Origin of the sequence: Citrobacter sp. wls829 (assembly GCF_005280825.1) — a bacterium.
Taxonomy (GTDB): domain Bacteria; phylum Pseudomonadota; class Gammaproteobacteria; order Enterobacterales; family Enterobacteriaceae; genus Citrobacter; species Citrobacter gillenii.
The window spans coordinates 14,490-27,521 of sequence record NZ_SZWP01000103.1 but is presented as its reverse complement, the minus strand read 5'-3'; the positions used below and the strand labels follow the sequence as shown (position 1 = coordinate 27,521).

13 protein-coding genes are annotated in these 13,032 nt (G+C 54.4%); 10 read left to right on the top strand and 3 right to left on the bottom strand.

Annotation, left to right across the window (positions count from 1 at the left end):
* Window positions 1-146: 146 nt before the first annotated feature.
* Entirely contained in the window at window positions 147-1,625 is a 1,479-nt protein-coding gene (locus FDW88_RS19955) for a flagellin (RefSeq protein WP_137363221.1), read from the bottom strand.
* A 255-nt stretch (window positions 1,626-1,880) separates the two neighbouring features.
* On the opposite strand from FDW88_RS19955, the gene fliD reads away from it, so the two are divergent.
* From fliD to amyA, 4 genes are all read left to right on the top strand, one after another.
* Window positions 1,881-3,287, top strand: coding sequence for a flagellar filament capping protein FliD (gene fliD / locus FDW88_RS19950; protein WP_137363220.1), 1,407 nt, complete (start codon window positions 1,881-1,883; stop codon window positions 3,285-3,287).
* A gap of 14 nt (window positions 3,288-3,301) precedes the next feature.
* Window positions 3,302-3,709, top strand: coding sequence for a flagellar export chaperone FliS (fliS, locus tag FDW88_RS19945; RefSeq protein WP_117341904.1), 408 nt, complete (start codon window positions 3,302-3,304; stop codon window positions 3,707-3,709).
* Window positions 3,709-4,077: a flagella biosynthesis regulatory protein FliT gene (gene fliT / locus FDW88_RS19940; RefSeq protein WP_137363219.1), complete on the top strand. Its 369-nt coding sequence runs from the start codon at window positions 3,709-3,711 to the stop codon at window positions 4,075-4,077. The genes fliS and fliT overlap by 1 nt, the downstream gene beginning before the upstream one ends.
* A gap of 71 nt (window positions 4,078-4,148) precedes the next feature.
* Window positions 4,149-5,636 (top strand): alpha-amylase, encoded by a 1,488-nt coding sequence (amyA, locus tag FDW88_RS19935; protein WP_137363218.1) that lies wholly within the window; start codon window positions 4,149-4,151, stop codon window positions 5,634-5,636.
* Window positions 5,637-5,676: 40 nt separating this feature from the next.
* On the opposite strand, the gene yedD is transcribed toward amyA, so the two are convergent.
* The gene (gene yedD / locus FDW88_RS19930) at window positions 5,677-6,090 is read right to left on the bottom strand and encodes a lipoprotein YedD (protein ID WP_096757505.1); all 414 of its coding nucleotides are present in this window, start codon (window positions 6,088-6,090) and stop codon (window positions 5,677-5,679) included.
* Window positions 6,091-6,275: 185 nt separating this feature from the next.
* Between yedD and yedE the strand changes: the two genes are divergently transcribed.
* On the top strand, window positions 6,276-7,481 hold the full coding sequence (gene yedE, locus FDW88_RS19925; protein WP_115258823.1) for a selenium metabolism membrane protein YedE/FdhT: 1,206 nt from the start codon (window positions 6,276-6,278) through the stop codon (window positions 7,479-7,481).
* Window positions 7,478-7,711 (top strand): sulfurtransferase-like selenium metabolism protein YedF, encoded by a 234-nt coding sequence (gene yedF, locus FDW88_RS19920; RefSeq protein ID WP_000790504.1) that lies wholly within the window; start codon window positions 7,478-7,480, stop codon window positions 7,709-7,711. Before yedE ends, yedF begins: the two co-directional genes overlap by 4 nt.
* Before the next feature lie 54 nt (window positions 7,712-7,765).
* Here the strand turns inward: yedF and fliE are convergent, their stop codons facing one another.
* Window positions 7,766-8,080 (bottom strand): flagellar hook-basal body complex protein FliE, encoded by a 315-nt coding sequence (fliE, locus tag FDW88_RS19915; RefSeq protein WP_045444321.1) that lies wholly within the window; start codon window positions 8,078-8,080, stop codon window positions 7,766-7,768.
* Between the two features lie 216 nt (window positions 8,081-8,296).
* Between fliE and fliF the strand changes: the two genes are divergently transcribed.
* From fliF to fliI, 4 genes are read left to right on the top strand one after another with little or no spacing between them, the layout of a single operon-like run.
* Window positions 8,297-9,967 carry a flagellar basal-body MS-ring/collar protein FliF gene (fliF, locus tag FDW88_RS19910; RefSeq protein ID WP_117341900.1) on the top strand — a complete coding sequence of 557 codons (1,671 nt, stop codon included), beginning with the start codon at window positions 8,297-8,299 and terminating at the stop codon, window positions 9,965-9,967.
* Window positions 9,960-10,955 (top strand): flagellar motor switch protein FliG, encoded by a 996-nt coding sequence (gene fliG / locus FDW88_RS19905; protein ID WP_048211311.1) that lies wholly within the window; start codon window positions 9,960-9,962, stop codon window positions 10,953-10,955. The genes fliF and fliG overlap by 8 nt, the downstream gene beginning before the upstream one ends.
* Window positions 10,948-11,655, top strand: coding sequence for a flagellar assembly protein FliH (fliH, locus tag FDW88_RS19900; RefSeq protein ID WP_115258825.1), 708 nt, complete (start codon window positions 10,948-10,950; stop codon window positions 11,653-11,655). The genes fliG and fliH overlap by 8 nt, the downstream gene beginning before the upstream one ends.
* A complete protein-coding gene (fliI, locus tag FDW88_RS19895) occupies window positions 11,655-13,025 on the top strand; it encodes a flagellar protein export ATPase FliI (protein ID WP_115258826.1) in 1,371 nt (456 codons plus the stop codon). The genes fliH and fliI overlap by 1 nt, the downstream gene beginning before the upstream one ends.
* Window positions 13,026-13,032 lie beyond the last annotated feature (7 nt).

Here is a 13,032-nt window from a genome sequence, read left to right as displayed (position 1 = left end):
TTAAATGAGTTATCGGCATGATTATCCGTTTCTGCAGGGGTTTTAATCGGGTGAATAGTGGGTGAAATGAGGGGTTATTTGGGGGTTACGGGTAAAGCGGAATGTAAAAAACCCCGCCGGAGCGGGGTTTGCGCGATAAGTGTAAATTAACGCAGCAGAGACAGAACGTTCTGTGGAACCTGGTTGGCCTGTGCCAGTACAGAAGTCCCTGCCTGCTGCAGGATCTGCGCACGAGACATGTTAGATACTTCGGTCGCGTAGTCAGCATCTTCGATACGGCTACGAGCAGAAGACAGGTTGTTAACGGTGTTACCTAGGTTGGTGATAGCAGAATCAAAACGGTTCTGCACCGCACCCAGATCAGAACGCAGAGCATCAACTTTCGCTAATGCTTTATCAATCGTCTCCAGAGGTTTAGCCGTAGCTTTGGTCGCAGCATCTTCACTAACAAGAGTAGGATTACCAGCGAGATTTTTACTCATATACATCACTTCACCAGCTGTATTCTTAACTTGCTTGCCGTCTGCTGAAACGTTGTAATCATTACCGTCAATAGTTAACTTACTACCGCTTTTAGTACCAACTTTAGCCAAATCATCTGCTGTAGCTGCACGGTTATCCACTGTACCGGAGGTGGTATAGGCACCTCCGTTTACAGATTTATAGATTGGCTTATCTGCTGTCATGGTCGCAGTGGTGCCAGCATCAGCGATGGTAAGGGTAACGACATCACTACCAATTTTAGCAGTGAAAGTACCGTTCCCCTCAGGGCTTGCATCAGTACCACTTACTGTAAAAGTAATATCGTCATGAGTAAAAGTCTGGCCTACAGTCAGATTTTTAGCTTTTGCAGCAATATCTGTAGCAGTAGTGCTTGGTGCCGCCCCTGTTTTATAGTCGGTACCAGTGTTAGGTGTAGTCGCTTGGGTATCAAGAGCACCAGTGCTAGCATTGATGTATTGTTTAGCGTTGCCATTATCTAAAACTTCACCCGTTTTGATATTAGAGGTGAAAGTATTTGCCCCCACGGCATAACTATCGGTACCGGTAGCAGTGAATTTAGAAACAAGATCGTTACCAGTAGCTTTTTGAGCCCCATTAATATTAAAACTATCAAGGCCTAATGTTTTAGCATCAATTTTTGCCAAGTTAATCGTGATAGTTTCGCCATCGTTAGCACCGACTTGAATTTTCATCTCGTTATTCTCAGCCAGCACTTTCACGCCGTTAAACTGAGTCTGATCGGAAACACGATCAATTTCTTCCAGACGTTGAGTAATTTCAGCCTGAATCGAAGACAGATCGCTGTCAGAGTTAGTACCGTTAGTTGCCTGTACAGACAGTTCACGAACACGCTGCAGGTTGTTGTTGATTTCGTTCAACGCACCTTCAGTCGTCTGCGCAACAGAAATACCATCGTTGGCGTTACGGGAAGCCTGAGTCAGGCCTTTGATGTTAGAGGTGAAGCGGTTAGCAATCGCCTGGCCTGCCGCATCATCTTTCGCGCTGTTGATACGCAGACCGGAGGACAGACGCTCGATAGCAGAGCTCAGAGAAGACTGAGATTTGTTCAGGTTGTTCTGGGTCAACAGCGACAGGCTGTTTGTATTGATGACTTGTGCCATGATCTTTTCCTTATCAATTACAACTTGATGTTATTGGGCCGTTGCCCACGGTTTCTGACCGTAACCCATGTATCGGCACGTTAATTTCGAACTTTAGAAAATTTTTACTTTCCGCCCTCTTTTTTCTTAGCCCCTGAAATACCCGTAATATGCCCCACTATTCCGCGCATTATTTTCGCAAAACTATCATTAAACTTTGCGCGCAGATTGCCGATAACCCGCTTAACTACTGTTTGCAATCAAAAGGAATTAGGCATGGCTTCATTTACATCACTGGGCGTCGGTTCAAACCTGCCACTGGATACATTGCTGACGAATCTAACGACCGCTGAAAAAAAACGTTTAACGCCAATTACCCAACAGCAGAGCGCCAATACTGCACGACTCACGGCCTACGGCACGCTAAAAAGCGCGCTGGAAAAATTCCAGACAGCAAACACCACGCTGAACAGCGCCGATCTGTTTAAAAGCACCACCGTCACCAGCAGCACTGAGGATCTGACAGTATCAACCTCTGCTGGTGCAGCGCCAGGCACTTATACCGTCAGCGTCACGCAGCTGGCCCAGGCGCAATCACTCAGTACTAAAACAGGTATTAGCTCAACGAAGGAAGCATTGGGTGACACCTCATCCGACAGCCGCACAATTAAAATTGAGCAAAAAGGTCGTAAAGAGCCGCTGGAAATTAAGCTGACCAAAGACCAAACGTCGCTGGAAGGCATTCGTGATGCCATCAACGATGCCGACAGCGGTATTTCCGCCAGCATCGTTAAAGTAAAAGAAAATGATTATCAGCTGGTATTAACCGCTGACAGCGGTGTCGATAATAAGATGACGATTTCCGTCAGCGGCGACAGTAAGCTCAATGATTTATTGGCCTACGACAGTACCGCCGGCAGTGGCAATATGAAACAGTTGGTGGAAGCCAAAAATGCGCAATTAAAGGTTAACGGCATTGATATTGAACGTCCAAGCAACACGATCACCGATGCGCCGCAGGGCGTAACGCTGAATCTGACCAAAGAAGTGACCGATGCGCGTATTACCGTCACCAAGAGCAATGAAAAATCGACTGAAGCGATTAAAGGCTGGGTCGACGCCTATAACTCACTGCTGGATACCTTCTCAACGCTGACCAAATACACCGAAGTCGATCCTGGCGCAGAAGTTCAGGATACAAATAACGGCGCGCTACTCGGTGACAGCGCCGTGCGCACCATCCAGGCGGGTATCCGCGCGCAGTTTTCCAACGGTGCCAGTGACGGTGCGTTCAAAACGTTAGGTGAAATCGGGATTACCACCGACGGCACCACCGGCAAGCTGAAGATTGACGACGCCAAGCTGAAAAAATCGCTGGAAGATAACACCGCTGCGACCCGTCAACTGCTGGTGGGAGATGGTAAAGAAACTGGCATTACGACCAAACTGGCTACTGAAATAAAAGGCTATCTGGCTGATGACGGCATTATCGACAGCGCCCAGGACAATATTAACGCCACGCTGAAAAAACTGACCAAACAATATCTGGCCGTCAGTAATAGCATCGACGATACCGTGGCGCGCTATAAAGCACAGTTTACCCAACTTGACACCATGATGAGCAAACTGAACAGCACCAGTAACTATCTGGGCCAACAATTTACGGCAATGAGCAATTCCTGATAACAGAGGTAAGTATGTATACCGCGAGCGGTACCAAAGCCTATGCACAGGTCGGCATAGAGAGTGGCGTGATGAGCGCCAGTCCGCATCAGCTGATCGAAATGTTGTTTGATGGCGCGCACAGCGCCCTAGTGCGCGCTCGCCTGTTTATGCAGCAGGGTGATATCGTCGCCAAAGGCGAGGCCATAAGCAAGGCCATTAATATCATCGATAATGGCCTGAAGGCGGGTCTGGATCAGGATAATGGCGGCGAAATCGCCACCAATCTGTCAGCACTTTATGACTATATGGTCCGCCGTCTGCTGCAAGCGAATTTGCGCAATGATAGTCAAGCCATTGAAGAAGTCGAAGGGTTGCTCGGCAACATTGCGGAAGCCTGGAAACAGATCTCACCCAAAGCATCGTCCCAGGAGTCTCGTTAATGACCTCAGCCGTGGAGTTTATCAACCGTTGGCAGCGCATTGCGCTACTCAGCCACTCGCTGCTGGAACTGGCGCAGCGCGGTGAATGGGACCTTTTACTGGAACAGGAAGTTAGCTATCTGCAAAGTATTGAAGTGGTCATGGAAGACGAAACTCCACCGGGCATTACGCGAAGCGTTCAGGACATCGTGGCCGGGTATATTAAACAGACGCTGGATAACGAACAATTACTCAAGGCGTTGCTGCAACAGCGGCTGGATGAGCTCAGCGGGCTGATCGGTCAGTCGACTCGTCAGAAGACGCTGAATAACGCCTATGGTCGTCTTTCCGGCATGCTACTGGTACCCGACGCCCCCACCGTACCGTAATAATTTCCCGCCTCGCCTGAATAATCTTCCATACTCCAGAGGTCGGCCAAACGACTTCTGGAGCACGGAAGATGAAAAATCCCACGTTATTGCAGTACTTCCACTGGTATTACCCTGAGGGCGGTCAGCTATGGTCCGAGCTTGCCGCACGCGCAGGCGGCCTCAACGATATCGGCATTAATATGGTGTGGCTGCCGCCCGCGTATAAAGGCGCGTCCGGTGGCTACTCGGTTGGCTACGACTCCTACGATCTGTTTGACCTCGGCGAGTTCGACCAAAAAGGCACCGTCGCCACCAAATACGGTGATAAAAACCAGCTGCTGGCCGCCATTGATGCGCTAAAACACAACGACATTGCGGTACTGCTGGACGTGGTGGTCAACCACAAAATGGGAGCCGATGAGAAAGAACACATTCGCGTCCAGCGCGTAAACGCCGATGATCGCACGCAGATTGACGATGAGATTATCGAATGTGAGGCCTGGACCCGCTACACCTTCCCAGCCCGCGCGGGTCAGTACTCGCAGTTTGTCTGGGACTTCAAATGCTTCAGCGGCATCGACCATATCGAAAACCCCACCGAAGACGGCATTTTCAAAATCGTCAATGATTACACCGGAGAAGGCTGGAACGATCAGGTGGATGACGAACTCGGCAACTTTGATTATCTGATGGGCGAAAATATTGATTTTCGTAACCACGCCGTCACCGAAGAGCTCAAATACTGGGCACGCTGGGTGATGGAGCAAACCCAGTGCGACGGTTTTCGCCTCGATGCCGTCAAGCATATTCCGGCCTGGTTTTATAAAGAGTGGATCGAACACGTGCAGGAGGTGGCCCCCAAGCCGCTGTTTATCGTCGCCGAATACTGGTCCCACGAAGTCGACAAACTGCAAAACTACATCAACCAGGTGGAGGGGAAAACCATGTTGTTCGACGCCCCCCTGCAGATGAAGTTTCACGAGGCTTCACGTCAGGGACGCGATTATGACATGCGCCAGATCTTCACCGATACGCTGGTGGAAGCCGATCCGTTCCATGCGGTGACGCTGGTCGCCAATCACGACACCCAACCGCTACAGGCGCTGGAGGCCCCGGTCGAACCGTGGTTTAAGCCGCTGGCCTACGCGCTGATCCTGCTGCGCGAAAACGGCGTGCCGTCGGTGTTCTACCCCGATCTGTACGGCGCGCACTATGAAGATACCGGCGGGGATGGACAAACCTATCCCATCGACATGCCGATCATTGAACAGCTTGATGAACTGATTCTGGCCCGCCAGCGTTTCGCCCACGGCGTGCAAACGCTGTATTTTGATCACCCCAATTGCATCGCCTTTAGCCGCAGCGGTACCGACGACGACCCCGGCTGTGTGGTGGTGTTGTCCAACGGCGATGACGGCGAAAAAAGCATTGCGCTTGGCGCGAACTACGGCAATAAAACCTGGCGTGACTATCTGGGGAATCGCGAAGAAAGCGTGGTCACCGATGAACACGGCGAAGCGACGTTTTTCTGCAACGGCGGCAGCGTCAGCGTGTGGGTGATTGAAGAGGTGTTGTAATGGACTTCCCCGGTAGCGGCGGGCTACCGGGGTTTAACGCTTACGGCAGCGGCGTCGCCAACGGCGTTTTCTGTAACACCTCGGCGCATTCCTGCGTTGGGCGATCGACCCGTTGCAGCGTCATCCCGTCATATTCCAGCGTATTACCTTCGCGCTCAATCTCATACAGCTCACGCTTCACCGTCACGTTGGTGAGATCGCCGGAGAGCATCGTCAGTTTCCCCGGTAGCGCAATCACCCGCTGCCACTGGCGACAATCCAGCGTATCGCCCTCTTTGGTCACCACCAGCGAGGCGATAGCTTCCGGACTCACCAGCTTGCGCTGCGGACCTTTCGACTGCCAGTAGCCTTCCAGACCGGCGGGCGCGGGCGTTTTTACCACTTCGTTATAATTTTCAACTTCGGCGCATCCGCTAAGAAGCAGAAATGCACCAACGATTGCTAATTTTTTCATCATTCATCCTGCATGCGAAGAAAAGGGGATTGTGGCATTAAACCCCTGATGTCGCCAGCCTTTCGCGGCGCCGGATAAAGATTGATCCCGTCGGGATTACTTCTTATTACTGATAGGCAAAAATGTGGATCGGTGTAATATCCACACTTCTTGTTACATACCTTCTGAGTTCAGAGGCAAAACGCATGTCATGGCAACACTTCAAACAGGCCTGGTTAATTAAATTTTGGGCCCCTGCCCCTGCGGTCATCGCGGCGGGTATTCTCTCCACTTACTATTTCGGCATTACGGGAACCTTCTGGGCGGTAACCGGCGAATTTACTCGCTGGGGCGGTCAAGTCCTGCAGCTGTTTGGCGTTCACGCCGAAGAGTGGGGTTACTACAAACTGATCCACCTCGAAGGCTCCCCGCTGACCCGCATCGACGGCATGATGATCCTCGGCATGTTCGGCGGCTGCTTTGCGGCGGCACTGTGGGCCAACAACGTGAAACTACGTATGCCACGTAGCCGGGTGCGCATTATGCAAGCCATTATCGGCGGGATGATCGCCGGTTTCGGCGCGCGTCTGGCGATGGGCTGTAACCTCGCGGCGTTCTTTACCGGGATCCCACAGTTCTCCCTGCATGCGTGGTTCTTTGCGCTGGCCACCGCAATTGGCTCATGGTTTGGCGCACGCTTCACCCTGCTGCCGATGTTCCGTATTCCGGTCAAAATGCAGAAAGTCTCTGCCGCCTCGCCGCTGACGCAAAAACCGGAGCAGGCGCGTCGGCGTTTTCGCCTCGGCATGCTGGTGTTTATCGGCATGATCGGCTGGGCGCTGCTCACCGCCATGGATAAACCCAAGCTCGGGTTAGCCATGCTGTTCGGCGTGGGATTCGGTCTGTTGATTGAACGGGCGCAAATCTGTTTCACCTCGGCATTTCGCGACCTGTGGATTTCCGGGCGCACCCATATGGCAAAAGCCATTATCTTCGGCATGGCGGTCAGCGCCATCGGTATCTTCAGCTACGTGCAACTGGGCGTGGAGGCGAAGATCATGTGGGCCGGTCCCAACGCGGTGATCGGCGGCTTGCTGTTTGGCTTCGGCATCGTGCTGGCGGGCGGGTGTGAAACCGGCTGGATGTACCGCGCGGTCGAAGGTCAGGTGCATTACTGGTGGGTCGGTCTGGGCAACGTAATCGGCTCGACCATCCTGGCCTACTACTGGGATGACTTCGCCCCGGCGCTTGCCACCAGCTGGGATAAAGTGAACCTGCTCAACACCTTCGGTCCGCTCGGCGGCCTGCTGGTGACCTATCTGCTGTTGTTTGCCGCACTGATGCTCATCATTGGCTGGGAAAAACGTTTCTTCCGCCGTGCAGGGCTAACGCCTGCTAAGGAATCCGCATGAAAAATATCGTCCCTGATTACCGTCTGGACATGGTGGGTGAACCGTGTCCCTACCCGGCTGTCGCCACGCTGGAAGCAATGCCGCAGCTGAAGAAAGGTGAAATTCTGGAAGTGGTGAGTGACTGCCCGCAGTCGATCAATAATATTCCGCTGGATGCACGTAATCACGGCTATACGGTGCTGGATATTCAGCAGGATGGGCCAACCATTCGTTATTTGATTCAGAAGTAAGTGTTTGCCGGATAGCGTTGCGCTTATCCGGCAAACATTTTCTGCACGTTGTCCCTACACCTGCATCGACATGACTTCCTGATACGCCGACACCAGCTTGTTACGCACCTGAATCCCCATCTGCATAGAGACCGAGGCTTTTTGCATATCGGTCATCACATCATTCAGCGCAATGCCCGGCTCACCCAGGGTAAATTTTTCTGCCTGCACGCGAGATGCGGTTTGCACATCACTGATGCGGTCCAACGCCGCATGCAGCTGACCGGCAAAGCTCACGGTCGGTTGTGGCTGCATATCCTGCATCTTTGCTGACGTCGCCGTGGCCTGTAGCTGGCTGATGACCCCTTCAATCCCCTGTATTGCCGACATTCTGATCCCCTGGATGATTTTTTACGTAGCAGAGATTACCAGTTCGTCAATAAGATAAAGGCGCTAAATAACGATAAAAACCCCCGGTTTTTGGCGCATAGAAAAATTTAAAACCGCAAATAATGTGACGGTCAATTTTTCGAGTTTGCTGACCCGGGAGTGAGTCTTGTTCCACTTTGCAAAAAACGCCGTCCACGATAATCCACGAGGTGCGAGATGAGTGCGACAGCATCGACTGCAACCCCACTGAAACCTCTCGAGTGGTTAAATCGCCTGCGTGCGAATCCCAGAATCCCTCTGATTGTGGCGGGCGCGGCTGCCGTCGCGATCGTCGTAGCGATGGTCCTGTGGGCCAAAGCGCCAGATTACCGCACGCTGTTCAGCAACCTCTCCGATCAGGACGGGGGCGCCATCGTCACCCAACTGACGCAGATGAACGTGCCCTATCGTTTCACCGAGGGAAGCGGCGCCATCGAAGTTCCCGCGGATAAAGTACATGAACTGCGTTTGCGTCTGGCCCAGCAAGGTCTGCCGAAAGGCGGCGCCGTGGGCTTTGAACTGCTGGACCAGGAAAAGTTTGGTATCAGCCAGTTTAGCGAACAGGTGAATTACCAGCGTGCACTGGAAGGCGAACTGGCCCGCACCATTGAAACGCTCGGACCGGTTAAACGCGCCCGCGTCCATCTGGCCATGCCGAAACCTTCATTATTTGTCCGTGAGCAAAAATCCCCTTCCGCCTCCGTTACCGTAAATCTGGAACCGGGTCGGGCGCTGGATGAAGGTCAAATTAGCGCGGTTACCCATCTGGTCTCCAGCGCCGTGGCCGGTTTACCGCCGGGTAACGTCACGCTGGTCGATCAGGCCGGTCATCTGTTAACCCAGTCGAACACCAGCAGTCGTGACCTGAACGATGCGCAGCTGAAATACGCCAGCGACGTCGAAGGCCGCGTTCAGCGTCGTATCGAATCGATCCTGTCACCGATCGTCGGTAACGGTAACGTCCACGCGCAGGTCACCGCACAGCTGGATTTTGCCAATAAAGAGCAAACCGAAGAACAGTACAGCCCGAATGGTGATGAATCGCAGGCTGTACTGCGTTCGCGCCAGCTCAACGTCAGCGAGCAGATAGGAAGCGGCGCACCGGGCGGCGTACCTGGCGCCCTGTCGAATCAGCCTGCACCGGCGAATACTGCGCCTATCAATACACCACCGGCTAATCAGCAAAATGCGCAAACCACGCAGACAGCCAATAACGCGAATACCGGCCCACGTAGTACTCAGCGCAATGAAACCAGCAACTATGAAGTCGACCGCACCATTCGTCATACCAAAATGAACGTCGGCGACGTGCAGCGTCTCTCCGTGGCGGTGGTGATCAACTATAAAACCTTGCCGGACGGTAAACCGCTGCCGCTGACCGCCGATCAGATGAAGCAAATTGAGGATCTGACCCGCGAAGCCATGGGCTTCTCCGACAAGCGCGGCGATACCCTGAACGTGGTGAACTCACCCTTCACGGCAACCGACGACGCGGGCGGCGAGCTGCCATTCTGGCAACAGCAGTCCTTTATTGAGCAGTTGATGATTGCCGGACGCTGGTTACTGGTACTGCTGGTGGCCTGGATACTGTGGCGTAAAGCCGTTCGTCCGCAACTGGTCCGCCGTAGCGAAGAGGCGAAAGTCGCGCAGGAACAAACGCGCGTTCGTCAGGAAACCGAAGAAGCGGTAGAAGTTCGTCTCAGCAAAGACGAGCAGACCCAGCAGCGTCGTACGAACCAGCGCTTGGGCGCAGAAGTCATGAGCCAGCGTATTCGTGAAATGTCAGATAACGATCCGCGCGTTGTGGCGCTGGTCATCCGCCAGTGGATGAATAACGAACATGAGTAATCTTAGCGGCACCGATAAAAGCGTCATTTTACTGATGACCATTGGCGAAGATCGCGCGGCGGAGGTGTTTAAACATCTTTCCACGCGTGAAGTGCAGGCCCTCAGTACGGCGATGGCCAACGTGCGCCAGATTTCCAACAAGCAACTCACCGAGGTGCTGGCCGAGTTTGAACAAGAAGCCGAGCAGTTTGCGGCGCTGAACATTAACGCCAACGAATATCTGCGCTCGGTGCTGGTGAAAGCGCTGGGTGAAGAGCGCGCCTCCAGCCTGCTGGAAGATATTCTGGAAACCCGCGATACCACCAGCGGCATCGAAACGCTCAACTTTATGGAGCCGCAAAGCGCCGCCGACCTTATTCGCGACGAGCATCCGCAGATCATCGCCACGATTCTGGTACACCTCAAACGGGGCCAGGCGGCCGATATTCTGGCGCTGTTCGACGAGCGTTTACGCCACGATGTGATGTTACGTATTGCCACCTTCGGCGGCGTGCAGCCGGCCGCGCTGGCGGAGCTGACCGAAGTGCTGAACGGCCTGCTCGACGGCCAGAACCTGAAGCGCAGCAAAATGGGCGGCGTGAGAACGGCAGCAGAGATTATCAACCTGATGAAAACGCAGCAGGAAGAAGCGGTCATTACCGCCGTGCGCGAATTCGACGGCGAACTGGCACAGAAAATTATCGACGAGATGTTCCTGTTCGAAAACCTGGTGGACGTCGACGACCGCAGTATCCAGCGCCTGCTGCAGGAAGTGGATTCCGAGTCGCTGCTGATCGCCCTGAAAGGTGCCGAACAGCCGCTGCGCGAGAAGTTCCTGCGCAATATGTCGCAACGTGCCGCCGATATTCTGCGCGACGACCTCGCCAACCGTGGTCCGGTACGTCTGTCGCAGGTAGAAAACGAACAGAAAGCGATTCTGCTGATTGTGCGTCGCCTGGCGGAAACCGGCGAGATGGTGATCGGCAGCGGCGAGGATACCTATGTCTAACGACCTGCCGTGGAAAGTCTGGACCCCGGACGACCTCGCGCCACCGATGGCGGCGTTCGTGCTGGCCGATGACAGCAGCCCCTTGCCGACGGACGACACAGAAGAACCACAGCTGTCCGCTGAACAACAGCTTGAACAAAAGCTGGCACAACTGCAGTTGCAGGCGCATGAACAAGGCTATAACGCCGGCCTGGCTGAAGGTCGGCAAAAAGGCCATGAGCAGGGTTATCAGGATGGGTTAGCGCAGGGGCTGGAGCAAGGTCAGACGCAGGCCCGGGCGCAGCATGCGCCGATTCACGCCCGCATGCAGCAACTGGTGAGCGAGTTTCAAAATACGCTGGATGCGCTGGACAGCGTGATTGCCTCGCGCCTGATGCAAATGGCGCTGGAAGCCGCTCGTCAGGTGATTGGCCAGACGCCGATCGTCGATAACGCCGCGCTGATTAAACAAATCCAACAGCTGCTGCAGCAGGAACCGCTGTTTAGCGGCAAACCCCAACTGCGTGTGCATCCGGACGATCTCCAACGCGTGGAAGAGATGCTCGGCGCCACCCTCAGCCTGCACGGCTGGCGACTGCGCGGCGACCCAACCCTGCATCATGGCGGGTGTAAAGTCTCGGCCGACGAAGGCGATTTGGATGCCAGCGTCGCTACGCGCTGGCAGGAACTCTGCCGTCTGGCCGCACCGGGAGTCGTGTAATGACCACCCGTCTGACCCGCTGGCTCACCTCGCTGGATAACTTCGAAGAGAAAATGTCGCTGCTACCGTCGGTACGACGCTACGGGCGTTTGACCCGCGCCACCGGCCTGGTGCTGGAAGCCACGGGCTTACAGCTGCCGCTGGGCGCCACCTGCGTGATTGAGCGTCAAAACGGCAACGACACTCAGGAAGTCGAAAGCGAAGTGGTCGGTTTTAACGGCCAGCGTCTGTTTTTGATGCCACTCGAAGAAGTCGAAGGCGTTCTGCCTGGCGCACGTGTTTACGCGAAAAACATTGCCGGTGAAGGCCTGCAAAGTGGCAAGCAGTTGCCGCTGGGTCCCGCCCTGCTTGGGCGCGTGCTCGACGGCAGCGGAAAACCCCTCGACGGTCTGCCTGCGCCCGACACCACGGAAACCGGGGCGTTAATTACACCACCGTTTAACCCGCTACAACGTACCGCCATTGAGCACGTGCTGGATACCGGTGTGCGGCCCATCAATGCGTTGCTAACCGTCGGTCGCGGCCAGCGTATGGGCCTGTTCGCCGGTTCCGGTGTGGGTAAAAGCGTCCTGCTCGGCATGATGGCGCGCTATACCCAAGCCGATGTCATTGTCGTTGGGCTGATTGGCGAACGTGGTCGTGAAGTAAAAGATTTTATCGAAAATATTCTCGGTGCCGACGGTCGCGCACGCTCGGTGGTGATTGCCGCCCCTGCGGACGTCTCCCCATTATTACGTATGCAGGGCGCCGCCTATGCCACGCGTATTGCCGAAGATTTTCGCGATCGCGGGCAGCACGTCCTGCTGATTATGGACTCCCTCACCCGCTACGCAATGGCACAGCGTGAAATCGCGCTGGCTATCGGTGAACCGCCCGCCACCAAAGGCTATCCGCCATCGGTGTTCGCCAAATTACCGGCGCTGGTGGAACGTGCCGGGAACGGTATTCACGGCGGCGGTTCGGTTACCGCATTTTATACCGTGCTAACTGAGGGCGATGACCAGCAGGATCCGATTGCCGATTCCGCGCGTGCGATCCTCGACGGACACATCGTGCTGTCCCGTCACCTGGCGGAAGCGGGTCATTATCCGGCCATTGATATCGAAGCCTCAATCAGCCGTGCAATGACCTCGCTCATCAGCGAAAAACACTATGCGCGGGTGCGTAATTTTAAACAGCTGCTGTCCAGTTTCCAGCGTAACCGTGATTTAGTCAGCGTGGGTGCATATGCCAAAGGCAGCGACCCGATGCTGGATAAAGCCATCACCTTATGGCCGCAGCTGGAGGCATTTTTACAGCAAGGGATCTTTGAACGGGCCGACTGGGAAGATTCCCTGCAGGCGCTGGATCTGATTTTCCCTGGGGTGTGATTAAGCA

Coding starts and splice junctions, on each gene's coding strand:
- FDW88_RS19955 (WP_137363221.1), bottom strand. CDS start 1,625: ATGGCACAAGTCATCAATACAAACAGCCTGTCGCTGTTGACCCAGAAC.
- fliD (WP_137363220.1), top strand. CDS start 1,881: ATGGCTTCATTTACATCACTGGGCGTCGGTTCAAACCTGCCACTGGAT.
- fliS (WP_117341904.1), top strand. CDS start 3,302: ATGTATACCGCGAGCGGTACCAAAGCCTATGCACAGGTCGGCATAGAG.
- fliT (WP_137363219.1), top strand. CDS start 3,709: ATGACCTCAGCCGTGGAGTTTATCAACCGTTGGCAGCGCATTGCGCTA.
- amyA (WP_137363218.1), top strand. CDS start 4,149: ATGAAAAATCCCACGTTATTGCAGTACTTCCACTGGTATTACCCTGAG.
- yedD (WP_096757505.1), bottom strand. CDS start 6,090: ATGAAAAAATTAGCAATCGTTGGTGCATTTCTGCTTCTTAGCGGATGC.
- yedE (WP_115258823.1), top strand. CDS start 6,276: ATGTCATGGCAACACTTCAAACAGGCCTGGTTAATTAAATTTTGGGCC.
- yedF (WP_000790504.1), top strand. CDS start 7,478: ATGAAAAATATCGTCCCTGATTACCGTCTGGACATGGTGGGTGAACCG.
- fliE (WP_045444321.1), bottom strand. CDS start 8,080: ATGTCGGCAATACAGGGGATTGAAGGGGTCATCAGCCAGCTACAGGCC.
- fliF (WP_117341900.1), top strand. CDS start 8,297: ATGAGTGCGACAGCATCGACTGCAACCCCACTGAAACCTCTCGAGTGG.
- fliG (WP_048211311.1), top strand. CDS start 9,960: ATGAGTAATCTTAGCGGCACCGATAAAAGCGTCATTTTACTGATGACC.
- fliH (WP_115258825.1), top strand. CDS start 10,948: ATGTCTAACGACCTGCCGTGGAAAGTCTGGACCCCGGACGACCTCGCG.
- fliI (WP_115258826.1), top strand. CDS start 11,655: ATGACCACCCGTCTGACCCGCTGGCTCACCTCGCTGGATAACTTCGAA.